Raw genomic sequence first — 25,153 nt, 5'->3', positions numbered from 1 at the left:
CACCTCGCTGGGCGAGTGTTTATTTCCGATCACCTGTTTGTACAAAATGTCTCCCATCGAAAAACAGGCGGAGACAGTGAAACCAATGCCAATTAGCAAGAAACCAAGCAAGGCAACAGAGGCGAATATCAAGCAGAACGTTCCCAGTAAGAAAGGCGTCTACGAGCTGATTTCATTTGGGGAGGTAAAGTACGTGGGAAGCTCTTCGGATCTGCAGGAGCGACTCCTGACGCACCATCGGGAGCGAAAGCCCAATAAGTACCGTTACAAGACAGTGGGATTCCTGAAAAGCAAGGCAAAGGTGGAACGAGAACACTACGACCGGCATGTCGAGAAGCACGGTCAGCCGCCTGAGTGGAACGACAAGCGACCGTAGCTGAAGAACACGGTTCAAAGTCCTAAACGACTACTTCTCAACCGCCTCTTCTACAATCTCAATTTCTTCGCCCGTCAACCAGCGAGTTGCATTTAGCGCAAGCAGAAGCTGAGCTATGACACAGAAATAATAAATAAAGCAGTGGGTGATTTGACACTGTATGAGCGGCCCTCGATTAGAGCGATCTCAGGTAATTCTGTACATTGGCGTCATCTTCCTGATAGCAGGTGCTGGATTAGTTTATGTGGGCTATCCAGCATACACTACCTCGATAGTTGCACAGGAACCGAATAGAGAGGCAATGGCAACTGCGGTGGAGTCATATTCTGCGTCCGAAATTGACCCTATCGCATTCTCAAACCTCTCAGCACCAGAACAGACGGCCATCACACGTGCCAGCCAGTCATCGCAATTGACCTACACAGACCGTGGAGCATCCGATAGTGGGACACAGTTCAATTATCGAAACGATATCGTGAATTCGTACTTTGTCAGCTATAACGAGTCAATCCTTCGGGTTGAGGTTGTCATTGCGATGAACCCGGTATCTGTCGGAGCCGGCTCTCTCAGCGGAGTCGGAGGAGCTATACTTGTTATCAGTGGATTATGGGGACGCCACCGTAGCGATTGATAAATAATCCTTAGCTAAACTCCACAATGTCCATAGTCACTGTCCCGGCGATCGACGCTGTGCTTCGAGACACAGAAGGCGTTCCGTCAAAAGTGCTTCGTGAGCTGGCACTTGCTGAGTTGACGATGCAGCCGACGCCGTCGCAGGCGGGGTATGAGCACGTGGCAGCGACTGTGTAGCGAAAAGCGCTAACCAACAATGGCTGACCGATGCCCAAGGCCGTTGGTTCGCCGAGAACCGATTGGCTTCTGCCCGTCGGTTGTTTCTCACAATCTCACCAGAAATGCCCGCCCGGTGTGTCTGTGGATGTATCGCTGTAGATTCTACCCGATTGTGTTGCTGTTCATACCGGCTTGCTGAATATAAAACGCGAGTCAGTCATTGCCATCAGCACCGTTCCACGATCAAACCGTACTCGTCTTAGTGGCGGGTACGTGAATCCCCGCAACATTTCAACGTTGCGGGAGACGACACGCTTGATGCCCTCCATCATCGATGAAACCGTGTTCGGCGAACCATCCAGAGGTCTTGCATTGGTTTACCTCTGTGGCGCACTGCTGCTGGCCGGGCAGCAAGGGTACTACGTCATTGTAGAAGAGGCGACACCGTTCTATGCTGGACTGTTTCTGAGCGCCGGGATGGCCCTCTCCGGTATTGCCGAGTCCCTGCCGAAACCTCGACGACGGGCAGCTGGCGTCTTGCGGCTCACGGCACTCGTCGTGCTGGTGAGCATGCTCGTAATTTTAGTCGTCACACCCGAACTCCTCATTAATTAAGAGCGGTGGTCAATTCGAACTCACTGCTGCCGACCGGGTCTGTTCATGAAGAGAAACCGCCACGACTGGTAACGATTTACGGGATGAATCTGCCCTGTCAGTCACACGGTTTCTGACAGAATTCGACAGTCTGTAACCACACCGCTGCACGTACAGCGCTTAATTAGAAATTGAGGAGACTACGTCTAACCTGTTAGTGAACAGCCACTCCAGTCATACCCCGGCAAATAGAACGCGCTCGCCATGCTGCATACACCTTTGTATCGGTTACGCCGCTACTGACAGATTCTAAGCGAGTCATCAGGTTAGCCGATACATGAGTCACTATACTGAGTAGAGGGAGGCCATGGCGGTAGCCTCTTATCACAGACCACTCGAACTCACATATGATTGGGCTGGGGACGCTAATTATAATTCTCACAGTCTTTGTCGTGATGACTCTGACTCTTGGTCTGCTACTTCAGTTGCTGAAAGACGCTGACGGACTCTGAGCAGTCAATTAACTGTACTGACCCACCACAAGCGATTGCTTCAGTACCCGCAGTTTCTCGACGCCGAATCATGAGACATCGACGGCGTCCCGCCGGAAGTGCTTCGGGTGCTGGCGCTTGCGGACCTAACGGTGCAGGCGACGCCCACCCAGGCCGAACACCAGCACGTCGTGGCAACGGCCTGAACGAGACAGCGATACCTCTACTTTTTTGCTGAGTTGCGTGCGTACTTTGCATGGGTTGCGGTGGTTTCAAATTCCATCCGCTGACTGACCGCGACCCCGCGCCGAGGCCTGTTAGAGGCAGGTCCCACGACGGGGCGAGTGTGTATTCATAGCTGACGAGCGACTGGTACGTAAACCCCCCTTGGACTTCCGGAGTGAGGGGTCGCTAACCAACACGCGGTGGCAACAGCGGTCAACTGTTGGTTAGTTAGAGACCGTTATTCGATCAGTACAGACAGATCATAGCCCAATTCGTTCTGGCAAGTGACTTCGAACAAATCGTCCTTCACAACAGCAGGACCGGTCCGAGAAAAATGGCCGTGAGGACCACTGAAAGAGCTGCCATCCCATACGCGTAAAGTCCGTACTCTGCTGGATATTGATCCTCCACTTCAGCCTTCCACAGTCGAACAAGTCCGAGGGCTAAAATCAATAGACCAGATCCAAATTGAGAGAGATTTGCTAAATCGAATGAAATGCGATAAGTTGTGACGACCCCCGCCAGTAAAACCAAACCACTGTATATGAAACAAACCGTTACGAATCGAGCTGCTCGCATATTAAAAAACCACTTTGTCATGTCAAATAATAATACCGATAAATACGCAGACCTACTAAACAGGCGTTTCATCACTACGACTGTACAAAGAACCCACATTGGCAACGACTGGCCAGAGCGTATTTTCGGATAAGCGATTTCGAACAGTCGGCTTAGACCGCCCGGTCGACGAGTTCGTGCACCCAGTCTGGGGCGTCGAGATCAGCTGCAACGCCGTGCTCCCACGCCGCAACGACCTCGTAGCCGCCAGTGCGTTGGATTTCGAGCCGCCACCGGCGCGTATCGTCCTCGGCCTTGGGTTCGACTTCGAACTCCGCAGTGTCGTCGCCGGTTGCACCAAGGTACTGGACGGCGAGTTCAGTCCCATCATGCAGTTCGACCGTCTGGGCCTCTGTTGCGGCCATATACAACCGAATACGTGAGACTGGCTATTAAAATGGGCTTGTACTTCCGGAGTGGGGATTCGCTAACCAACGTGCGGTGATGAGAGCGGGAGATGTTGGTTAGTCAGAGGCCGTGATAATTGGCCACCTCCCCACTGATCTTGGTCAGTACAGGGAGGGTGCGTAAACTCACTTTTGTGAGGTCCACAAGACAGATAATCCCTTGACCGGAAGTTCATTTATGCCCCGTGACACTATCGTTTCATGGAACACATTTGTTCTATTCCTCCTCTTTCCGCCTCTTGCCATCATCGCTATTGTATTGTTCCCTCTGACGCTACTCGTTCTATTCTGGCTCTATTACAGGGGAAAGACCGAAGCCCTACGTGAGAGAACTACCCCCGAGTCAGGGAAATCTGTTGAGTAAGCATACTTACTTTACACCCACTTCACACACTCCCGCGATGAAGACAGTATGTAATAACCCCGCACTACCGAACCAGCACGTGCAACTCCAGCGACGACGAGAGTAACACATTGCCTGCCTAGGAGAACGCAACCGCCACAATCGTCACTATTGAGTCAGGGTATGAAACGGCGATTAAAACCCCCGCAAGATGGGCCGCAACTGAATCGTCCCAACGCTTGCTCTCTTCCCAGGGCAGGGGTACGTCACCCCTGCCCCGTTCGCCGTAGCGAGGTCCTCACGGACTACTCGCGCTTAAGCTGCAAGACGCGAACCGCGATGGACAATGCCGTCAGGGCTGTCGTCACAGCCCACATTGCCATCTTTACTGCGCTGCAGCCCGCGAAGAGCGTTCCAAGCATCTTGCGGGGTTGGTGACATAACATCACCAGTTTATTGAAACACAGCCCGCCGTAAAGCGTTATTGGTGACAGTGCCGCGGCTCAGAAATCTGGTACACAGGGAAGTGAAAGTCACCTCCCCGCAGATGCTTGGAACATTTGTATATACTGCCTATCCAGTGATATAAGTTACGCAACATTCCATCCCTACACTGCCTCACGCCGCCGCTCGTACTCCTCGCGTTCCAACGCCCACTTGTACGCACTGCCGGGCGTCGGGTCTCCAAGCCACTGCAGAAACCGCTCGGTCTCCGCGAAGGGCAATGCCAACCCCCGATCCCACACCATAACTTCGTAGCCCTGCTCAGCAAGCGCCTGGTCGCACGCCTGTCGCTTCCCGTCGTCGGTGATCGTCCAGGTAGCCCGTGGCTGCGTTGAACTCCCCGGCCACACTAGCCCACCGTCACAGGCATACCAGATGCGTGCACTCGGTTTCGTTAGCGTCCAGTCCGACGGCGGGCTGTCCATCCATGTCCAGTACCGCCCGAGGGCTGGATGTGAGAGTGTCCGGAGTCGGTAGGCATCAGCGTCGTCGCGAGTAATCCCGCAGGCAAGCCAGCCAAGCTGGTCACGAATCCATGTGAGGTGAGTCCGCCGCATCGAGGACAGTCGCAGCGCTGGCGGCCCGTCGTTCGGGTTATCGAGATTCCCGTCACCCACCAGACAGCCACGAATCGCCTCGTGCTGGGCATCGCTCAGGTCACGGAACGAACAGCGCTTGCTCCGCGACCAGTGCTGTGCAAGGCGCTGGTACTCGCTGTCGCACTGGTGGCAGACGCCCCCCACGAGCGTCGACGACCCACTCGCTCATACCCGCTGGTCCGAACGGATCAATATGTAGGTATCGTGTTCGCTTCAGTGTCGGTCGAATGCTATTGCTGTAGTCTGGTGCGTGGACGATAGGCAGCACAGCAGCTCTCAGTCACAGTTACTGGTCAGTACAGTGATTGTAACTCAAAGGCCACAAATGTCATACGTTGGCCGTGGCCGAGATCTATTTGCGGGTTGAAACTAAAGCGTCAAAAGGATACACTACCGGTTGTCAGCCGTTGGGTCGGCTTCCCCATTCACCAAGCGATACACTCCGAGCACTAACAGGACGATCCCGGCGAGCCCAACCCCGTAGCCGAGTGCATCCACGAGGCCACAGATCTTGCATCTTGAGGCGGTGATTATACTGTATACCGTCCCGTTTTTTTCCACAAGGGCAGTGGCCGATGTGTCTCCAGTTGGATACTCGAAATCTGGCGGTGACTGATACACCCGGATAAATTCATCAGCACGAAGTCCTTGGTCGAACAACTCTTGGCCCCCCTTTGAAAGGTTACTGTACTTGAGTACCTCGTCGTCGGGAGAGATATCCGATTCATCCACCTCCGTGACGAGAACTTGGGTTCCCGTATCGGGGGCAACGAACAAGAATAGGCCAGCTATGAAGAACGCTGCTACTGCAATTATAATGAGCGCGCGGCCACTGAATCGAAATCCTGCTGGTGTGCCCATCTTAGAGACTATCTGAAACGGATCAGGGAGGTAGTGTTAGTATCGAATTCCTCAAGCGAGGTGACGGTTTCATGTCCCGTGCAAGTGTGTATATTCTTTGTGGCATCGTTGCTCTTGCAGGCATGACGACGCTCCTGCTGCCGATTAGCGCAGATGCGTTCGGCTTCCAAATCGCTCTCTTGCAGCCCTCGACAGCGGGTACCATCGGCTACGCTCTGGCAGTCGCTGGCTTCGCTAACGTCGCTCTTAGCAGGGTACTCAAATTCGGGCTGAGCTTCACGGAGACAGCCATCACTCGTCAATCTGCTCCAGCAATTAGATTTCCTCATGCTAACCAACGAAGGAAGGGTAACATCTGCGATTGTTGGTTAGCCAACTCCCAATCCGCTTTCTGACCGTCGTTTGCTGCTCACGACCTTACCAGAAATACCGGCTCAGTGTATATGCGTACTGGACAGGTGGCGTGTATTCACCGACAGAAAACTTATCACCGGAACCGAATTTTACCGAACCACTGTGCCCTCCCGGCGAACGGTACTCCAGACAGGACTCGTCACGTTCAGCACGTATCTTGCGGGATGTGCCTCCCCAACCACCGATAAAAATGCTAGAACTCCCGCTTCATATGACGACTCCGGAACCTTTGGCGAAACTCCAGATGGTCCGAAGTCGTATCCTGACCGCCCCGACAGCCTGAGTCCTGAAACCATCTCTTCGTACGTTCGAGAGTTCGAATATGCGAGAGTGTACAACTCGCTCCACGAATCCGATGCAGAGACCGTCTCGGTTGATTGTACGGGTGTGTACGATACTGGCACTCGTGGCGGTCACTACGCCCTCGCAGCGTGTACTGGGTACGCTAATTACGCCGACGAAGTTCATGCCGACCACGGGCAACGCACGGCGGTTTACTTCGTGGGCGACGGGCTGACTGTTCGAATTGAACGCCTCGACAGTCGACACTGGAATTACAAAGATGTGTTTTCGGCCGAGGAACCGGGTGAGAATGTCGAACAACCCGGTGAGGGCTCATCGGCAGGCTATCGAGTGTATAATATGGATACAAAGGCCCAGGAACTATCGGTGACAGTGGATTTTCTCGGTGGGCTCACTCCTGCTGAGGCATTTTCCACTGAATACACTCTCGCCCCTACTTCGGGTATCTTGCAGGATAGTGTTACATACCGACGGGGTGAGTATCGAATTACTGCTGATCTTGCGAACGGATCCAGTGCATCGACGCAATGGACAGTCATGAAGGACGAAGACTATGGCCGAAACAAGACATCGATTATCGTCGACCCTGCAGGTGAACTCACGATTCGCAAGCCGCCGTTTGACAAGGCACGTTGATCGGACTGAACGCTGATCGTTCCTGTTTTCTAATTTCTTCGACGTGTGCTGCCTATGCCCTCTGTAGTAGCCTCGTGCTCACCAAGAAATTCCACTGCGGAACATATGTTCGAGAAAGCACTTATGATAGGAATAGCACATCTAAACTAATGTTCCGAAGAGATTTTTTAATACTATTGTCTTCCCCCTGTCTTTATTTGGCAGGCTGTTCTTCTTCATCAGACAATACAAGCACACCGTCAGAAATACCCGGTGAATCCCAAAAATCTCAACAGCAGTATCTTGAAATCCGAAACCGGACAGAAAATGAAGTGAGCCTATCCCTCAAAGTGGAAGGTCGAGATTCAATTATAATACAGGGAGACTATGAGGTGGGAGGTGACCAAACAAGAAATATCCCACTTCAAATCACTGAGGAGGGAAAATACGAGTTAACAGTCTCTCGCTCAGGTGGTAACGAAGTTTCGCAAACGTTGGTAATTGGAGAATATGACTTAGAACACGGTCCAAATGTGGTTATCGAACTCCGGGGCGGAAAGATAAAAATAACCGAATTAGAGTGAGCCAATTATAGACTCGTCCTAATAAATAAGAACGTGTCATAGAATCGACCCCATGTCTGTGGGTCGCTCATCGGCGATCTCGTGTGGGAGTTGAAGCGTGAGCTGTACCGTGGAAGAACGGCGGCGGGTTCGTCGAGTTGCGAGAGCGATTCGAGACGGAGTGTCTACTGAGTCCGTGGATGTGCTTGCACCGAGTGCGAGTCAGTACGGTGAATGGACGTTGGATGCTGTGTTACGTGGTTCGGAGGGTGCTCCGCCGGAGGTACTTCGGGAGCTGGCGCTGGCAGAGTTGACATTGCAGCCGACGCCGTCGCAATCAGAGTATCAGCACGTGGCAGCGACAGTGTCGGTTGAATAGAGCGCTAACCAACAAACGATGCGAATCGCCAGCACCTGTTGGTTAGCCAGTTCCCACTCCGCTCTCTGACTGCCATTTATTCCTCGGGTCCTTCCCTGAAACAACTGCTCAGTAAGCGAGCGAACTGTTCAAAAGAATTCCTCGAATATTCGACCTGCAACGAAGATAGCGATTGGAATTCCAACTAACGCGATGATAGCCACAAGAAACTCGCTAAAACTCCCCGAGCCGATTCCTCCATACTGGAAAAGCAATCTCATCTGAGATTGGATATCGTTCACCCAACGCTGTTATAGTTTTTCTGTCGGTTTTGTACACAACTGAGTAGTTCACTACAGACACATCTGGCTTGAACTACTGCTATGCCCACATCCTGTACTGACCGTACCGCACGCAAACTACTCACCGTACGGGATGGCTGTAATTTTATTAGCTACAAGCATGACGACGGGGAATTGACTGAGGCGTTTCTGCGGGTCTTTCGGTTGGAGCGCCCGGCCACCGGTCTCCTCCGTCCACGTATCCTCTGGCGGGTGCTACGTCCAGAACTTGGGACAGCAGGCAACCAGTCGGCGCAGTGACGGCCGGCACGCGAATCGCTCCACCGTTCGTCCGACAACGGCGCCGAAGACGAGTACGCCGATCCCAACGAAGAGAACACCGAGCTGAAACTCAAGGACTGCAACGGACAGCCAGCCGATACCCAGGTTCATCGCAGCTAAGACATAGGGATAGAGTAGTTGAAGCAGATTCATGGCTCGTAGCTAATCATGAGCAGGAAGTGTTAAACAAACAACGAACGCTCAAAAGTACGTTTGAGCGTTCACATCCCAGCTGAAGTCTGATTGCCGATCGCATATGCTTCGATATCAGGCTGCTCGCTCAGTGTCCGAATCAACGATACTGGAATCGGGGTCAGTATTGACGGTCACGCTCAATGGCATGGCGAGCGGATACTTCCTGGCGCAGCATCCACTGACCCTCGTTCCAGTTGCGGAGTTAGCCGACAGTCAGAAGCAGGTTGTCGAGGCGAGCCTCAACGATCCACTCAACATGTATCGCTACGTGCGTCTTGATGAGACAGTTGCGAGCGGAGAGAACCGCTCACTGGTGAAATTCCAGAGTTGAGCAGTACTGCCCTCTGGCCGACCTCACGGACGGTCCTATGGGAGACCACCACTGAACGCGGAGAACCGCAGGGCGTCCAATTGCATCGGAGTAGCCCACCTCCTTTACTATCGTAGCCTGTGTGGGTTGCAACGTGAAGCAGTGTCCCGAGACGCCCGCGCTTGACGAGGTTGAGTTCTCTGGACACGTCTGGGTGCAAGAACTCCCGACCGGTGGGAAGTTCCGATTTCAGGTGGCTGCATCGGGGCTGGTCACGTTCGCTACAGCCCAGCAATCTTTCGACACACCCGCCACTGTCCCACCGCAGTTCCGTCTGGCAGCCGAACTAATCAACGAGCGACTGGACCGTGACGCACTGGCAGCGGCGACGGACGACCCGGGTGATGTGACGTTTTGCGGGATTGCCACCCGAAATAAGGGGGTCGAGTACGACTGGCACACAGTCCCGGCGTTCGTCGGTGTCGACATCTGGTCCGATCGTAAGGACCAGTTTCTCTCGCCGGATGCGGCGGCTGGCGTATTCAAGCGGTTGGGGCTGCCGACGCTCCCAGCCATAGAAAAGGAGCTGGCCGCTGTACACGCTGATTTCACTCGGTATGCAGACCAGGATGGATTCCCTGAGTCAGAGTGGCGAGAGGGGCACGCCACTGGTGTGCTGATCCGAGACAAATCCGGTGGGCGTGCCGCCGAATGGTGTCGAGAGCAAAACACAGTGACTGCTCCCGAACCACAGGCAGCGGTGGATTTAGCAACGGAGTATGCGACTGACAAGCGAATCGAACAGACGATCGCTGAGCTGCAGGCAGATGGACACTCGGTGATTGTCGACACAATACGTGACCGGCTCGTCGCGGATGTGGCCCGCGAGGCATATGTGGATCTGTTCGTGGATGGCGAGTTTGTCGCCTCGCTATCCGCGTTCCGGTCTGCCGTTGCTGGGCGTGTTCAGCAACACCAGTCCACAGCGGATTAGACTGTTGGCTGGCGTCGTCGTTCTGGAGTGACTGGAACGAAAACGTCTCAGTCCGGAATTCCAGCCGCGCACAGGTTGAAGTGTAAATGGAAATATATTATTCAGTATTGTGGACGATTCCGACCATACGCAGGAAGCAGGTAAGTCGACAAACAATTCCAAATTCGCGCTGAATCGACGAACACTCCTTCAGTCGGCCTTTGCAGGAATTGCGATAGTAGGGAGTGTCGGTCTACCGATAGCAACTACCACTAATCGACAGTCCGACGCGAAGGATGGTGGAGATACCACCGATAGCTTGGAGGGCTTTCCGCCAAGTGGAATCACCGAGTATGGACGGAGCGTTACCCTCGGAAACGGAAAGGTCCGGACTTTCACGAGTGAAACACCTTCGGGGGAGCCAAAGTACCACGGAGTTGAGTTCGATCACGCCGCACTCGAAGGGCTTCCAGACGAGACAGATGTAAGCGAATCAGACAACCGAGCAGAGACTGATAAGTATCGGATTGGCGGACAAGCAGCAACGATCCACTTCAAACAGTCGCTTCAGTTCTTTGTACCTTTCCCGGACGCGGCCAATACGCCATTTACTTTCTTGGGACTCAACTGGAATCCAGACGGCCATTTTGGTGGCAAAGGAGCGTGGGAGAAGCCACATTTCGATATCCACTTCCACATGCTTGACCCGGCAACGGTGGACAACATTGCGGGCCCGCAGCTTCCACCGTACGATGCCAGAACACCGGGCGGAATCGAGACAAATTTCGACTTCGCTCAACTTCCAGCGGGGTACACGCGACCACCTCCGCCTGTCGCTGATGAGCGGTATATTACAGACATGGGTGAACACGCAGCGCCGATAGACGCTCCTGAACTCCCAAATGGCCCCGACGAGCAGGGTGACCCCATGAACTTCGACAACACACTCATTCAGGGGTTTATTGGGGACAAAGAGGGGTCACAGTTGGCGTTCGTAGAACCGATGCTTACCCGGGAGTTCTTGAGCGGTTTCCAAGGCAGCAAAACATATGATATCCCGCAACCGGATGAATATCCACACGACCAGCAGCACCCACACGAGTACAGCGTCCGAGACGTTCCATCGACAGACAGAATCGCAGTTATTGTGGAGAGTTTCAACCAGGGCTCCACTTGAGCGAAAGAGTCGTCTTCTCTGTACGCTCTCACCCTTGTAAATGACAATGTGTTATAACTTAGACAGAGAGCCTAAATCGGGCTAGTGAGTCTGTTCAGTTAGTAGCGGCTCAATGCTCTCAGGAATCGAGTCCTCTGAGATACGCCCAGTTGCTATGTTCCACTGCCTGTCAATCTCAGTACCACGGTTTTGGCACTCCGAATGCCCGTCCTTCCAGAAAAAATAATTCCCACATTCATGACACTGAACCTCCTCATCACCAACACCGACTGGAACCCGAGGTCGGTTGTCAACAGGGTCAACCGTGATGGAGGGCATTGCTCACTGCAACGACGTCCCACAGTAAATGTGTTTTCTCGTTCAGTAGACGACCAGCTACCCGTTACAATGGAATCGCGGGCCAGTTCTGCCATCGGATGAACAACCGACTTCATCGGTGGCGGCCGATATGAGTGCCTTGACTGGCTTCGCATGAGTCCGTGACATCAACCACGGACAGATGGAGTGGCGTCCATTGTGAACGCCCGTACCTGTGTACATATGAGATCGTTTCGGGTTCTCTACTACACCAGACCTAAGCATTTGGGCGGTACAGAAGCTGAAGTATCATTCCACGTTTAATCCGGGCTGCAATTCCGGCGTTCACTTCTCTCACCCAGTTAGAGTGCTTTCGGGGGAGAAATAACGCGAGGTATGGGCCCTCGGCAGCTCTTAGAAATATTCAATTCTACTAAGAGTACCGTCGGATGCCACCGAAGTGTTCCAGACTTTGTCCGCACTCCTTCGCAAAGTCAATTAGCAGGACCCATGGCCCAGCTCGTCAAGCGCGACACCGAGGTGTGCGACCATGGTCATCTTGCTGGTCTCGCCCTTGTCGAGAACCGTCGCCGCCCGTAGTGCCTCTAGCCTTGAAAATACGGCAGACAGACGGGTTCCCACCCGGAGTAATTCATATAGCCACTACCCACAGTCAGAAATCGCCCCCGCTACGGTGGTGTCTGCTAATTCTGCACTGACCGTACCGCACGCGAACTACTCACCCAGGGCCGACCGCCCTTTCTCGGTGTCGACGGTGAAGGTGCAGCGCATTACTGGGACAGCTACGAGTTCGCCGTGGCTGTCGTGGCGGCTAACGGTGATGCCGAGAAGATTGTGTTAGCCGAAACGCCGTTTGAGTCGCTCTCGGAGTGGTGCGAGTATACTCGTGGCGAGCCTGGCTGGGACGTTGGGCCACACGTCGGTGGGTCACTGGTGGGCGATCTTGTCCGGGGTGTTAAGACGTGAGCCGTACCGTGGAAGAGCGCAAGCGCGTTCGGCGAGCCAGACTGAGGCGACACCCTGCCAAAGCGGATGATTAGGTGGACAATCGGGAGGCGTAGTCGCGGCTGGAATGCCATGCAACACTCACCGGGTGACTTTGGAACAACTGGTACACTTAGAGGGGTATAACAGTTAAGACAGGACAGAAGGAGAGCTGCCCAAGTTCGGAGATAGCCACTCCTCAACCATGGTGGAGGCACAGAACGACGAATTACGGTATTGCTTGCACGGTGCGGACTCCGCTCGGTCAGGATACTGGAATAGCAGCCCAGATCAGGACTTTGCGATCAGTACGGAGAATCACTCTAAGACACGTTCGCGCTCGGTTGTCTGCTGTTCTGGTTCCTCTGTCTCTATGAGGTGGTCAAGACGCCGCTCAAATTCTTCTTGATCAAGTTCACCTTCTGCATACCGTCGCCGAAGCGTTTCAATTGGCGTTTCGCTTGACTCGTGTGGCTGCTGCCCGTCTTGCAGACTATCCGCAGGGGCTGCATTCGCTTGTCGAATGACCCCCCATATCAATTGTCCGGCGACACTGAGTGTGACGGTGCTGAGCAATAGGAACAATATCCCTGACACGACGCTTCCAGTCAGCGCAAAGAGCCCAAACACGAGTGCTGGGACACCAATCAAACAGGCGACAATGGCAATCGCAGTTCGACCAGTGGGGCTTTGGGGGGCATATCGGTGGACCAATTCGAACACACCTACGTTATTACTATTTTACAACTTAATAACCCCGGAAACGGAACATGATTTCTCCGGAGGGTCAAGATAGCCTTTTACGAAGAGGGTAGAACACTGGCCAGTTCGCAAGCACACTGGCTAGTCTTTTCTATACGGTAGTTCAGCAAACATTGACGTAAATGCATACCGCTATACGGAATTTCTACAAATTCTTTCTGACAGGAATCAGATCTACCTATTAGGGTTATCGATGCCAGCTGTTTCGAACATGATGTTCGCCAAATCGATATGATCGTGCATACTATTCACCTGTTCGGCATTCGGCCCGCTGGCGAACGTGGGGACTTCTTCACCGGTATGTCCAACCGTAGTCCAACCGATCCGAGCGCGTTCGTTGATTACGTCTTTCATCCCGACCCCATAACCGAGTGCGGCGTCGACCTCCGTCTCAGTCGGCTCAAACCCACCAAACTCTTCGATCAAATCAGCAATTTCATCTGCACCCTCATCACCGAATTCCTCCTCAACTCCACTGATTGCCTCGTTCATTGCCTCGCCGCTGGCTGTAACGTTATCCAAGACATCATAGTTCACGTCATAGGGGCCTTCAGTACCGAGTGAGAGGCCGCCACACTCATGATCCGCTGTTGAGATAACGAGGGTATCATTGGCCGTTTCTGCAGCCCTATCAAGTATGACTCCAACAGCGTCATCTGCCTCCGTCTGCTCGTGGGCAACCGCGAAATCATTGGCATGTGAAGCGTGGTCAATTCGTGCAGCCTCAACCATGAGGAAGAACCCATTATCGCCGCTTTCGGCCTCGAGAATATCTATTGCCTTTTCAGTCATCTTCGGTAGACCTGGTTCCTCAGACTCATCTCCCATCCGGTCAAGCGCATAGCTCATATGACTATCTGGGGCGAAGAGGCCAAGCGTTGGCTCCTCATTTACGGAGTCAAGCTCACTTTCAGTGGTCACGTAGTTGTATCCTTGATCCTGGAACTCCTGTGTAATGTCACGCCCGTCGTCACGGCTTCCCGGGAGGAAATGTCGTCTGCCACCACCAAATAGCACGTCCACGTTCTGGTCGTCAACGTATTGTCTTGCGATTTCGTCCTCTTGATCGCGGTCAGGGACGTGTGATGCGAAAGCTGCGGGTGTGGCATGCGTCATCCGCGCAGTGGTGACCAGTCCAGTTGCATACCCCTGTTCTCGGACCGCTTCAAGAATTGTCGTGACTTCCCGGAACTCGCCGTTATCCTCAACACCGCCAACGCCGCCATTGTAGCTTTTTACACCGGCGCTAAACGTTGTAGCTGCCGCCGCTGAGTCAGTGATTACCTCGTCGGGGTCATGTGGATGTACTGTGGTGAGACCGACGTTGTCATGACGGTCAAAATTATACTCTGCACTGCGGGTATTCTGTGGGAATGCATCGGGGTCTTCCTGATAGGCTTTGAGATATCGGCCGATACTGATATGAGACGTACCTTGGCCATCACCAACGTACATAATAATATTATTTTGATCCGACTGCTGTGTAGCTGCAGTAACTGTTGTACCACCTATTGTAGCAGCCCCAACGGCCGCCCCGACTGACTTAAGAAGTGTTCGCCGGGATGTATTAATTCGCTCACGGATTGATTTGGCAGATCCAGCGCCTTGCTGCGAATCAGAATTTCCCGTCATTACGGTAAGTTCACAGGAGTTTACTGTTTTAATAATTGATATTTTTTGTTCGTAACACTATGTACCACTAAATACAGAATAGGAATTCATTCACTCACAATTAGAAATGTCTAGAAACACTCAGTCTGGCAAGTGATCACCCCGGACCGTACATTGTTCCCTATTTTCTCAACACGACATATGTTGTTTCGATCAATTGTTGGATAAGAGCGAAACAGAAGGCCAAACAGATAGGCATCTGTTCGGTACGTCTGCGAACTGACTGTTACGTCGCCCAGTAACTATCACTACTTTTATACTATTTCGTCAGCCGTGCTGCGTATCTCCCATAGGATTATCACAGATACTAATCCAGCCGTTCAGCTGCTGTAATAAATATTTTATATCAACAACGTGTCTCTAAATATGAATGTCCTCCAAAGATATCCGAACAGGAGACAATCATGCGTAATCGAATAGCTCAGCTCATCCCTAAAAAGCTGCGCCCCCAAGCTACTCTGGCTGTATCTAGCTTCGTGCTCGGCGTGATATTTCTGGGTAGCTGGCTCACTGCAGCCGGAAAGCATCTTCTCCATCCTAGTTATGTGTCAGCGGGTGTGCTTGTCTTGTTCTTCCTTGGAGTCGGATGCATTCTGAGTTCGCTATGTCTGGTCTACGCGATGATCGAACACTCAATCACGACTGACCAAGGCGCAGAAGACGAAGATGCCGATTCAGCGGTTGATATACTCCGCAAGCAGTACGCAGCGGGAGCAATTACTGACGAAGAATTCAAACGCCGGTTGAATACGCTGCTCCAATCCGAGGACACTGATCAGCGTGAACAGGCAGAGTCCCCAGCATTTGAGGATGTAGTAAACCGTCCAGCTAGCGCTGATGCTCCATCCACAGCGGAATTGAACACGGATCAAAGTCGATGAGTCAGTTCCTGCGTAACTAAACCGGCAGTTGGCTCGGGATAGGAGTCAGGCCTTGGCAACCGTATGGACTGTACTGACTGTTCCGGCCACGAACTACTCACCCAGGGCTGACCGCTCTTTCTCGGCGTCGACGGCGAAGGCAGGGCCCACTACTGGGACAGCTACGAGTTCGCCGTGGCCGTTGTGGCGACCGATAGCGACGCTAAAAAGTGGAATTGACGGAGACGCCCTTCGAGCCGCTGCTGAGTAGTGCGAATACACTCGTAGCGAGCGCGGCTGGGATATCAGTCTACAATTGTCGCCAAACTGGGTTAGTTCACAGCGAGACTGAACTTGACCCACTGAGGGTCTCTGGGACAGTTAATTGCATCTCGGTGGTTCCACCAGTCGGTGTGGTAATTCGTATCATCGCCGAGTCACCCTCTGCGAGCGAGTTACCGAAGCTGTCTATGTTAGTTCCACCGACGCTAACATCGAACGGGGCAGCTCCGACGTCAAGTGTTATTTTGAGTCGGTCGGCGCGGTCGTTCAAGACTGGCCGCGAGCCGTCGTCGTCTTGGATTATCGTCGTTCCGAACGTTCCGTCGGCGGCACCACCCGATTGGCTCTGATGGACCAGACTGTACGAGCCTGACGAATCGACCCATTGGATAGTCGTCTCAGACAGATCGATGTTACCGGCGCCCGGCGCTCGACTCACGCTGATGTTCACGACGCCAACACGGTCTTCGCCGCTCACAGTACCTATTTGTCCGGTTGTAGAGGCTTCCTGTAGCCGATTGGTGACTTGGTCAGAGCTCTGTTGCCCCGTCTGTTCGGCGCTTGATTGAAGAAATCCGGCCGTATTGATCAGAACGCCGGCCGCGATTGCTGCAACGAGTACCATCGCAATGAAAACAATGAGCGTGCCGATACCAACCTGTCCACGAGAACCGTCCGGGCCAGTGTCGTAAGCGCCTTCCATATAATATCAAACAAATAGAACCGATATATAATGATTCCTGCAGCATTTTCACACGTGATACTTTCGACGCCCTTCGACGGGCTCGAAGCGCATTCTTGACCAGATAACGAACTGGTGCGCTTGACGAGCGGCCAACTCCGGTCAAAGCTCAAGGCGATGCAGCAGGCTGTGTCACCGGAGGCATTCTCCGAGCGCGAGACGGACGCTTCGCCTGAGCAATCGGAGTTAACACGGGACGGCGAGTCCGTCGAGCATCTTATTTAGCGGCCAGCCGACACCGTTTCAGGCGGGGTATCAGCACGCCACGCAACAGCATAAATCAGCAGAACACCAGCCAAGAAAGAATGAGCATTGTCCCAGTTGTTGGTTAACCAGCACCCGCTCCATTTTCTGACCGGCATTTATTATTCGGTTGGTCATCTGAACCAACTGCTCGGTAACCATGCATAGTAGCACGGGAGGTCGTCGGTCAGAACAAAGGAATGGTGATCTGTATGGGTGCCCAAGTCGATGATGAACATCTCGAGTGAGACACTTACTGATCTTTCTCTCGTTCAGAAATTTTATCATTTTCCGAGAAGCCAGCTATTCTTGTGAAACGGTTGGTAACTCCGCGCCAATTAGCTGCCGTGACGATTGCAACATCGCTTTGTTCAGTACTGGCGACTATCATTGCAATTGTAACGTATACACAACCCGATCCCGATGGGACGAGCTTAGCTGGTCTCTTTTTTATGGTGCTACTAGTTGTCGGGCTTCTGAGTGCTGGAAGCGGCGGATTGTTAGCCGCACATACACGGTGGGGGCAGTCCGGAACGTGGCCTAGGCGCCTTCTATACACCGGCGCTGTTGCTGGTGTTCTGGCTTCGGTGGTGGTGATTTTGTGGAGTGGAGCCAGCCAGATTCCTGAAACATCGGCTCTTGATCGATTGCTTCCGCCCATTGGTGGCGTCTTCTTCGGCATTGCCATGCTAGCAGCAGCAATTATCATACTCTGTGCAGCATTGGGCCTTCTGACACAGGGCGTACAGACGCTCACGAAGCACTGATTGTGAAGACACGGCTACTGGTTCGGCGCGAAACCATAGTTAGCTTAGACGTGAGTCCGCTGTACTGACTAAATCTCTGCTACCTATTCACTTACGACACCCATTATTCCTCAGCGTTGACGGCGGGGGTACTCCGCTTCGTGGCAATTCTTGTCTCAGGAATTTTAATCGCTGCTCCGTCCATCGGTTTTAGACTCATTATCGGAGGATAACCGTCCGTGTTGTTGCTCTCTGTACCGACATCCCTGGCGAGCGTATTGGGTATTGAAGGGTCAATTCGCAGTGTTACTTCCCACCCGCTTTCCTGCAATCTATTTCACTCGAATAGTCTCCTGCTGCGGACTCTTTGAATCGGTCACGCCGTTACTGATAGGGTAGTATTGGTAGGAGCGGGCTATACAGCAGAGTCGCATAACAGGGAAGTAGCTATTGATCGGTACAGGAGCGCACCGTCACCAATCAGTTTGAAATATCTGGTGTGTACCTGCCACTGTTGTCTGTGGTAACGACTGCGAGCTCGATCTGGCCCGAATCTCTGAGAACGGCTTGGAGATAGTTCACATATTCTCGTCCAGGTGGAGCGGGGTGAAACATAGCTTCAGTTTGAAACTCTTCCTGAGTAGTCTGTTGCCCGTCGACGGTACATTCGACCGCGTACCACACAGGTTCAGTGAACACATCAGTATATGTTGTTGACTCCTCTGACGACAACTGCTCTGTGGCGGTCAGATTGCGTTGTGGTGCTGGAACCGGTACGTCGCCCGCAACTGTTCCGGTTTCATTGTTGAGTTCACTCCCAACGTCCGTCACAGCCAGTTGTATTGCATGAGGAAGAGAATCTTGGTTAATAAACTGGAGGCTTCCAGCCGGGGGATCATCGGGCCCGATTGTGGAGCAACCGGCAAAGTTGCCAACAGTGCTCGCTCCGAGCGTGGCCAGAAACGCACGTCTATTCAGGGAGGGCATAGGCTATCCAAACTGCTCTTGGATTAAATAAATAGCCACCTCAAATAGATTCGGTAGTACGGGATGCTCCGGGAGTTAGGCTGGGTTGGCGTTGCACCCGACGCCGTCGCAGGCGGGATACGAGCACGTAGCAGCGACGGTGTAGGTAAGTAGAACGCTAACCAACAAGAAGTGAGCAAGGCACACAGCTGTTGGTTAGCCAGCTGCCACTCCGTTTTCTGGCAATCAGTTATTCCCGGGTACTTTCCTGAAAGGACTGCCCGATAAGCGTGCGTATCTCGCAAACGAGGGGTTAGTACCAGTGGGGTTCAGCGAGAGTGCTTCGTAGATGGACGGAGCGAATCTTAGTCGGTCACTGGTGGATCGGTATCCTTGTCATCACGGTGACGCCACCACCAGTAGAGACCACCACTGCCTGCAACAAGCAACACGATAGCAACTCCATCAAGTACGTGATTAAGGGGCGTTCCAGTTGGAACTGGTCCATCCTGTGTTACCTGAAGCAGACTATACGAAAGCCACGTCGCACACACCCCAAGCAACATCGCGAGCCGGGGGGTGGAATTTTGCCGCGACGATATTGTACTACGGCGAATCCAAGGAGAAGCAAGTAACCACTTCCGAGGGCGAGGCTGAAAATCTCGGGAACCATCACAGCCCGAGTTTCAGATTCCACTCGTGAATTGCTTTTGTCTTTCTATATCTTGGTATTGAACGAGTTTCGAAGGAACTCTGCGTCACGTCCTCGTACCTATCTTTGCTGAGACGACGTGTCTGGCCGGGCATGGCTATTGTGCAGAATGATGCGCTCTAAAGTAGCTGTACACCAAGGCTACGCATACGTTGATCAAAGCGTAACCCATGTCTCCAAACAAGTCCCTCCTATTCGCTCTAGTGTGTGGCCTTGCTGTCGGCAGCCTCGTCTACCGATTCTTGCTTCCGGATTGGTTCTTCGCGCTCGGCATTGCAGCAGTGTACGCCGGTAGTGTGTACTTCTATGTCTCGTTCGATATCCCGCTGCTTGGAGAACATATCACGTTTCGGAAACAACCACACAGACTTGGCCATGCAATTGGGATGTTCGGGCTGACTATAAGCCCATTAGCACTCATCGAATACGTTGAATTACAAACAGCCGAGGTAGCCGGAGTCCTTGTGTGGACCACTGGTGTCATTGCATACCTTCTCTTGATGTCAACCGCTCAGGGCCAAGAGTAACAGTGGAAGTCCAGACTTCAGACGACCCGTGTGGGGCTGAAACTCGGTATCCTCAGAGTGTGGTTGCTGTGGGATATCTCCACTAATTCATTTCGGTGGTCCTGTAGCGGTGATTGCCCACAAACGTGGAAGGTCAGTGACCAACTCTGATTGAATCACCACTGACCGGTCCAGTGTCCGCTTTTTTCATCTTCAGAATGACCGGGATTCGGTTCAGCCGTGCTATCGAATTCGAAGTATGTTTCTTATTCAAGTATAATGAATTGATTGTCCTCACTCATGACCCAACGATTCCCGACCTCCGTCCGCGGTCTGGGCCTAATCGTTGCGAACTGTATTCCGCTGGTCGGAGTCACTGTCTGGGGCTGGGACCTCTGGCTATTACTCATCGTCTACACAACTGAGGCCGCCTGTTCAGTCCTTATTGCAGCTACGAAGGCGTTGTTCGCTAAGCAAGGATCTCCGGGGCGTCCCGGGCAGCACGAGCCGTTACATGAACTTCGGGAGAAACGCGGTGGTTTCCAGATTTATTCGGACTGGCCGCCAATATACCCGCGAAACATCCCCTTCGCGCTAATGGTGCTAGGGGTTTGGTTCGGGTTCATCGGGCCAATCAGCCTCGTCTATCTTTTGGCGGTCGGACCTACAATTCAGCTCTCAGTGGGCCTCACAGTGAGTATCGTGGCGTTGATTCTCTCACAGGTGGAGGAGTTTGTGGTCGAGTACATTGGCACCGACGAGTACCGCGATGTGTCCGCACAAGAGCTGATCCGGACTCCAGCACAGTTGACTTTAGTGCTCCTCTTTGTCGGGTTTCTCACGTTAGGTGGGTCCCGAGCCGGTCGAATGACGTTGCTAACCGGACTCGTCGTCGGGAAAACTCTCAGCTCACTCTACCGGTTCTACGTGGATCATATCGGAGAGTCATCTCTCAGCGTCGATCTGGACCTGGCAGATGAGTTGCCCAAAAGCGAACCGCCACCAGAACTCACGGTACCGGAAGAACCGGTAGAGGCTAGTGTTATTGTCGATAAGAAATCGGTTCTCTTGGGAAGTCTCAGCGCCGTCGGGTTCGCACTGATCTCGCGGTTCACAGTTCTCACTGTCGCGGCGTTTGTCATCGCGTTACAGATCGGGAACCCAGTCTGGATCGGACTGGTTTCGGTCGTAGTTCTCTGTATCGTCGGAGCTCATATACTGAGTTTTTCTACGGTACGGAACAATTGAGTATCAGCGCCGAGGTGAGTTTCTGGTCGCCTACGACCGATTGTTGGAGTCCCCGCAGTGGATCGCTACGGTCGGTCCGGGAACCGATTTCTCCGTGATTAATGCTATCGTCGACCGGCTTCGCGGCACGGGACGGCTACGGATCGCCGGGGTTGATTCGGTCAACCAAGGTACCGTGCAGTTTGGCCCGCTATCTGATCTCGACGGAGCTATCGAGACGTTGAATCTACCAGTGTACCAAACGGATCGCCCAGACCGAGATCCGACGATCATCGCGGCTGCCGGCGGCTTGTTGCTCTTTTTCTCGCAGTTCCAGCTGGACTGTTTCTGGCCCCGGGAGTCGACTCTGGGACAGCCTACGCTTCACTGGTTGTTATCGGACCCTTCGCAGTAATTCACGCGGGTATCTTGTTGTACGTCGCGTTGTCTCGGATCTAAGTGGAACTCCTCGACGAGCCATCGGTCAACTGTTTCCAATGTCGGATGAATTGATATGGAGTAGTCGAAGAGAATTCAATTGGAGTCCGCGGTTCGGGTACCAGACAGCTTCACCGGACGTATGATGCACGCCTATGTGGTCCTCAAGCAATTGTGGATCACGCCACCGGAACCGGCCGTTAGAATCATAAAATATCGGCAGTTCGATTTCTCTCAAGAGAGTGTGTATTGCGGTTTAATTCGGCGTAGCAAACGTAAAATGAAAATTACGACAGAACACAGTCAAGGGGCGGATCCAGTAAAGAAGCCCATCGGTGCCGGTCGTCTGAGGTTGAAACAGTGAACTGACTTTTTCTGCAGTGACAGTAACACGGACGTAAGGCCAATGAGTGACCGTCAGTGCCCAGACTGTGACGTACAAATGGAGCAGACAAACATAACCGCAGAAGGTGTAGGCAATCTCTATGTTGAAACTGAGAGAGACGGTGGGATACTTGACCACCTCGGTGTCGGTCAGCAAACGCCACTCCATACATTTCTCTGCCCGGAGTGTGGGTTGACTCGGCTCTACGCTGATCTTTCAGAGTAACCCGCTGCACCTGATCCTCTACGGGGAGACCTGTACTGTGTAGCCAACAACACTCATAACATCCACCCAACGCTGTCAGTACCAGTACGGCCGATACAGTGGTTTAGGACCACAAACCATTCGTCTTTAGCTAATACTCACAGTAATACTATTAGACCGTGATTTCGGTCGAATTTTGGCTTCATACCACACCAGCACGCCCAAATCCACCGATTTTAGCGTTGGTCATCGCGGGATTTGACAAGGAACAGCGCCTCGACTGACGGAATTGTCACCCCTAACACTCACAGTTATAATTATTTGACTGAAGGTTACTATCGGTGTTAGCTAAAGACGGATGACCAGAGTAGACTATTTCGAGGATCTCATCCTCCACCGAATCAAGTACACGATTGTCGATATCCAGAATGTAGCAAGGAAGACATACATCGCGTCGCCTTGGGGGTATATCGACTGCGTGAACCCCAACGAAACCGCATAGCCGATAGCAGCGACAAGAATAGGGACACCGACGTGCACAAGAACGGATGGCTGTTGGGCGTCGCCCTGCAACCAATCTCTCTTGCTATGAAGATACATTCCAACCACTGTCAGGGGGGTCAAAACCAGTATTAGGGCGACCAGTCCGAAAGCAGAAAGAATCGACACGATATCAGTTGTTGAAGCAAAGAAAACGGCCCAGATGACGAGGGGAGACAGGACAACGTACCCGAATATAATGAGCGGCCATCCACCGGGGAGAGTAACATGGGATTCAAATCGCTCGACAAGGGCTAACGAAAATGGGTACCGCCATGCCGTCCCAAAAATGGCTTTCACCATCGCGATGAATCCGACAGCGAACGTCCAAACCGTGACAGCGAACCAAAGCGTGAGCAGTGCCGAAATACCGATGCCGGCGACGGTCGACACGGACGACGGAAGAACGGAAACATCGGTAATGCCCTGTCCAGTAAGTTCGGCATACGTGAACAGAGAGCCAAACGAGATGGCTGTTAGCAGCAACACAGTAAGGTGCCAATCAAGCGCATTGCGGGCGTTTCGCTTTGTGAACTCGTCAGTGGCGAGGAGGTACAGGAGTCCAGCTCCGACGATACCGGTTGGAATCGCGAGGAAATGGACGAAGATTCCACTGAGAGAGCGTTCATCAAGCAGTTTGGGTCCGGGCGTAGGTGGTGTGGAGGACATGGGTTGCGTGGAAGGTTTCGAAGTCGTATTGTTGATTTCTGATTCGCTTTGCTTACGTCGACGGCAGGAGGTTCAGTGGGCCATATTTGTCACGAACCCACCGAGCGGTCCGTTCGGTGACGAGCAACAGTATACTCACGAATACCAGGTTGAACGCGGTATCCCAGAGTACAATGTCGCTCTGGGCACCGCTTACGTCAGCACCAATGACTGTGAGGACGCCACCAAGTGCAAGCAGGACGAGGCTCAACTGGAATCCAGCGAGCACAAGGGTGCGGATTCCGGCCGTGTCCGAGAGGGTAAGGAATCCGCGAGTGGAGAGCCGATCCAGCGGGGAGTTTGCGTTCAGCGCGCGTTTGCCCTCGGGTGATATCGGCCAGTCCGACTCCGGATGATTGATGTAGTACAGGCTGATCGAGTCAGGATACGTTTCAGTTGCGACGACATCGATCTCCTGTAGCTCCTGAAGCCGGTTCCGAACCGTGGCCCGACTGACGTCAGGCTTAATGCGCGCATGCAGTTGACGGATCGAAAAGAACGGTCGATCGGACTCAAGCATCGTCTCGACAACGTGTTCTTGCGTGAGCGTGTTGTCGAGGTTCCGATCAATCCGTTCGTCAATCCAGGTTGGAATCGCGGACACGGTATCGGTGGATAATTGGCGGGGATAATTAAAATCGGACGAGGATTTCAACCCCATGAACTGCGATTTGGTGGCCGTGAAACGGAGTTAGTCCATCTTTAAGAACTGAGAACCCACCGTACTGCGACCGTTTTTGATACAGCTTTTGAAAACACAAACTGAGAGGAGTTCGGAGCCATGCACTAGCTATTTTTTAGCGTTGACACTGACCGACGGTCGCCTATACAGACTAACAAGCGCACCATTGACCTGTTCGGGAACTATTTGATACTAAAGCTCTCAACCAGCTTGGTCGTTGTCAGCAGCAGCAACGCGTGCTATTACTTCGGTAGGTGACACGCAAACGTACGTACTGACACGGGTAGTGGTTCTACCGGATGGCTCAGATCTTCTTTACAGCGGAAAAAGCTGTAAAGAGAGCGAAAAGCCCCCCAATTCCGATAGCGATGATCGGGGCGTTTGATGTTTCGTTCTTCAGAAACGCATCTCCTGGTTCATCTGGCGACACGTATGCAGTTGTTTGTGTCCCCTGCTCGTAATCTTCGATTTCCGATTCGGCTGCTGATCGTGTCTCATAATTACGCTCAATATTCGCTGGATAGAGTTGTGTCCCGGTGTATCTTGTCCCATTGTACGCGTATTCAAATTCGACTATCGGTTCGTACTCCACACCTGGGTTTGACGATGTGCCACTATCTGTCTCGATACTGAGTTCTGTGACAGTCGCGTCCACCGCAACCGAATTTCGAACTGCTTCGGTCTGCTGGACGTAATCGTATCCTCCATAGCTAGCGATAGCGACACCGATAAGCATGTATAATACTGCTCTCCCCAAGGTATCAGGGCCAGTAACACTGAAGCCTGAATCTTTGGCCATACTACCAGACCCCCTCGTGCTGCTGAATTTCTGGTAA

Annotated in this window: 23 protein-coding genes and 3 pseudogenes; 15 read left to right on the top strand and 11 right to left on the bottom strand. The window is 52.8% G+C overall.

Features of this window, described 5'->3' with window-relative positions:
* Positions 1-46: 46 nt before the first annotated feature.
* The 3 genes from ACODNH_RS21465 (at position 47) to ACODNH_RS21455 (ending at position 1,783) form a co-directional block, all read left to right on the top strand.
* On the top strand, positions 47-376 hold the full coding sequence (locus ACODNH_RS21465; RefSeq protein ID WP_434531561.1) for a hypothetical protein: 330 nt from the start codon (positions 47-49) through the stop codon (positions 374-376).
* A gap of 657 nt (positions 377-1,033) precedes the next feature.
* The gene (locus ACODNH_RS21460; protein ID WP_434531750.1) at positions 1,034-1,186 is read left to right on the top strand and encodes a hypothetical protein; all 153 of its coding nucleotides are present in this window, start codon (positions 1,034-1,036) and stop codon (positions 1,184-1,186) included.
* Positions 1,187-1,486: 300 nt separating this feature from the next.
* Positions 1,487-1,783: a hypothetical protein gene (locus tag ACODNH_RS21455; RefSeq protein WP_434531560.1), complete on the top strand. Its 297-nt coding sequence runs from the start codon at positions 1,487-1,489 to the stop codon at positions 1,781-1,783.
* Positions 1,784-3,209: 1,426 nt separating this feature from the next.
* Here the strand turns inward: ACODNH_RS21455 and ACODNH_RS21450 are convergent.
* The 3 genes from ACODNH_RS21450 to ACODNH_RS21440 all read right to left on the bottom strand — a co-directional run bounded on the left by ACODNH_RS21450 (position 3,210) and on the right by ACODNH_RS21440 (position 5,810).
* Positions 3,210-3,461 (bottom strand): hypothetical protein, encoded by a 252-nt coding sequence (locus tag ACODNH_RS21450; protein ID WP_434531559.1) that lies wholly within the window; start codon positions 3,459-3,461, stop codon positions 3,210-3,212.
* Between the two features lie 993 nt (positions 3,462-4,454).
* The gene (locus ACODNH_RS21445) at positions 4,455-5,093 is read right to left on the bottom strand and encodes a hypothetical protein (protein ID WP_434531558.1); all 639 of its coding nucleotides are present in this window, start codon (positions 5,091-5,093) and stop codon (positions 4,455-4,457) included.
* A gap of 246 nt (positions 5,094-5,339) precedes the next feature.
* The gene (locus tag ACODNH_RS21440) at positions 5,340-5,810 is read right to left on the bottom strand and encodes a hypothetical protein (RefSeq protein WP_434531557.1); all 471 of its coding nucleotides are present in this window, start codon (positions 5,808-5,810) and stop codon (positions 5,340-5,342) included.
* Positions 5,811-6,326: 516 nt separating this feature from the next.
* On the opposite strand from ACODNH_RS21440, the gene ACODNH_RS21435 reads away from it, so the two are divergent.
* The 7 genes and pseudogenes from ACODNH_RS21435 to ACODNH_RS21405 all read left to right on the top strand — a co-directional run.
* Positions 6,327-7,163, top strand: coding sequence for a hypothetical protein (locus ACODNH_RS21435; protein WP_434531556.1), 837 nt, complete (start codon positions 6,327-6,329; stop codon positions 7,161-7,163).
* Between the two features lie 149 nt (positions 7,164-7,312).
* Positions 7,313-7,726, top strand: a complete 414-nt coding sequence (locus tag ACODNH_RS21430) for a hypothetical protein (RefSeq protein ID WP_434531555.1) — start codon at positions 7,313-7,315, stop codon at positions 7,724-7,726.
* Positions 7,727-7,823: 97 nt separating this feature from the next.
* The gene (locus ACODNH_RS21425; protein WP_434531554.1) at positions 7,824-8,084 is read left to right on the top strand and encodes a hypothetical protein; all 261 of its coding nucleotides are present in this window, start codon (positions 7,824-7,826) and stop codon (positions 8,082-8,084) included.
* Positions 8,085-8,969: 885 nt separating this feature from the next.
* On the top strand, positions 8,970-9,212 hold the full coding sequence (locus ACODNH_RS21420; RefSeq protein ID WP_434531553.1) for a hypothetical protein: 243 nt from the start codon (positions 8,970-8,972) through the stop codon (positions 9,210-9,212).
* A 133-nt stretch (positions 9,213-9,345) separates the two neighbouring features.
* Positions 9,346-10,185, top strand: coding sequence for a hypothetical protein (locus ACODNH_RS21415; protein WP_434531552.1), 840 nt, complete (start codon positions 9,346-9,348; stop codon positions 10,183-10,185).
* A 106-nt stretch (positions 10,186-10,291) separates the two neighbouring features.
* Complete coding sequence (locus tag ACODNH_RS21410) at positions 10,292-11,341, top strand: hypothetical protein (RefSeq protein WP_434531738.1); 1,050 nt, start codon at positions 10,292-10,294, stop codon at positions 11,339-11,341.
* A 1,014-nt stretch (positions 11,342-12,355) separates the two neighbouring features.
* A pseudogene (locus tag ACODNH_RS21405) lies at positions 12,356-12,625 on the top strand (hypothetical protein); the annotation flags it as partial.
* 336 nt (positions 12,626-12,961) lie between these two features.
* Here the strand turns inward: ACODNH_RS21405 and ACODNH_RS21400 are convergent.
* Both ACODNH_RS21400 and ACODNH_RS21395 read right to left on the bottom strand, forming a co-directional pair.
* Positions 12,962-13,240 (bottom strand): SHOCT domain-containing protein, encoded by a 279-nt coding sequence (locus ACODNH_RS21400; RefSeq protein WP_434531737.1) that lies wholly within the window; start codon positions 13,238-13,240, stop codon positions 12,962-12,964.
* Positions 13,241-13,579: 339 nt separating this feature from the next.
* Positions 13,580-15,037, bottom strand: a complete 1,458-nt coding sequence (locus ACODNH_RS21395; RefSeq protein ID WP_434531551.1) for an alkaline phosphatase — start codon at positions 15,035-15,037, stop codon at positions 13,580-13,582.
* Positions 15,038-15,480: 443 nt separating this feature from the next.
* Here ACODNH_RS21395 and ACODNH_RS21390 point away from each other — a divergent pair, with 443 nt between their 5' ends.
* Positions 15,481-15,957, top strand: coding sequence for an SHOCT domain-containing protein (locus ACODNH_RS21390; RefSeq protein WP_434531550.1), 477 nt, complete (start codon positions 15,481-15,483; stop codon positions 15,955-15,957).
* A 63-nt stretch (positions 15,958-16,020) separates the two neighbouring features.
* Positions 16,021-16,288: pseudogene (locus ACODNH_RS21385) on the top strand (hypothetical protein).
* On the opposite strand, the gene ACODNH_RS21380 reads toward ACODNH_RS21385, so the two are convergent.
* Positions 16,274-16,921, bottom strand: coding sequence for an archaellin/type IV pilin N-terminal domain-containing protein (locus ACODNH_RS21380; protein WP_434531549.1), 648 nt, complete (start codon positions 16,919-16,921; stop codon positions 16,274-16,276). The pseudogene ACODNH_RS21385 and the gene ACODNH_RS21380 overlap by 15 nt on opposite strands.
* Positions 16,922-17,041: 120 nt before the next feature.
* On the opposite strand from ACODNH_RS21380, the gene ACODNH_RS21375 reads away from it, so the two are divergent.
* Positions 17,042-17,185 carry a hypothetical protein gene (locus ACODNH_RS21375; protein ID WP_434531548.1) on the top strand — a complete coding sequence of 48 codons (144 nt, stop codon included), beginning with the start codon at positions 17,042-17,044 and terminating at the stop codon, positions 17,183-17,185.
* Between the two features lie 1,244 nt (positions 17,186-18,429).
* On the opposite strand, the gene ACODNH_RS21370 is transcribed toward ACODNH_RS21375, so the two are convergent.
* Together ACODNH_RS21370 and ACODNH_RS21365 are read right to left on the bottom strand one after the other, a co-directional pair.
* Entirely contained in the window at positions 18,430-18,936 is a 507-nt protein-coding gene (locus ACODNH_RS21370) for a hypothetical protein (RefSeq protein ID WP_434531547.1), read from the bottom strand.
* Between the two features lie 344 nt (positions 18,937-19,280).
* Positions 19,281-19,588, bottom strand: a pseudogene (locus ACODNH_RS21365) (hypothetical protein).
* A 209-nt stretch (positions 19,589-19,797) separates the two neighbouring features.
* On the opposite strand from ACODNH_RS21365, the gene ACODNH_RS21360 reads away from it, so the two are divergent.
* Positions 19,798-20,154 carry a hypothetical protein gene (locus tag ACODNH_RS21360; RefSeq protein ID WP_434531546.1) on the top strand — a complete coding sequence of 119 codons (357 nt, stop codon included), beginning with the start codon at positions 19,798-19,800 and terminating at the stop codon, positions 20,152-20,154.
* Between the two features lie 279 nt (positions 20,155-20,433).
* Entirely contained in the window at positions 20,434-21,381 is a 948-nt protein-coding gene (locus ACODNH_RS21355) for a DUF6498-containing protein (RefSeq protein ID WP_434531545.1), read from the top strand.
* 1,378 nt (positions 21,382-22,759) lie between these two features.
* On the opposite strand, the gene ACODNH_RS21350 is transcribed toward ACODNH_RS21355, so the two are convergent.
* From ACODNH_RS21350 to ACODNH_RS21340, 3 genes are all read right to left on the bottom strand, one after another.
* Complete coding sequence (locus ACODNH_RS21350) at positions 22,760-23,596, bottom strand: DUF4870 domain-containing protein (protein ID WP_434531544.1); 837 nt, start codon at positions 23,594-23,596, stop codon at positions 22,760-22,762.
* A 52-nt stretch (positions 23,597-23,648) separates the two neighbouring features.
* Positions 23,649-24,239, bottom strand: a complete 591-nt coding sequence (locus ACODNH_RS21345) for a hypothetical protein (protein WP_434531543.1) — start codon at positions 24,237-24,239, stop codon at positions 23,649-23,651.
* 382 nt (positions 24,240-24,621) lie between these two features.
* Complete coding sequence (locus ACODNH_RS21340) at positions 24,622-25,116, bottom strand: DUF3592 domain-containing protein (RefSeq protein ID WP_434531542.1); 495 nt, start codon at positions 25,114-25,116, stop codon at positions 24,622-24,624.
* Positions 25,117-25,153: the final 37 nt, after the last annotated feature.

It is taken from the genome of Haloarcula sp. NS06 (genome assembly GCF_051122755.1).
Lineage (GTDB): Archaea > Halobacteriota > Halobacteria > Halobacteriales > Haloarculaceae > Haloarcula.
The sequence above is the reverse complement of the archived record's forward strand: the minus strand, read 5'-3'. Positions and strand labels throughout refer to the sequence as shown.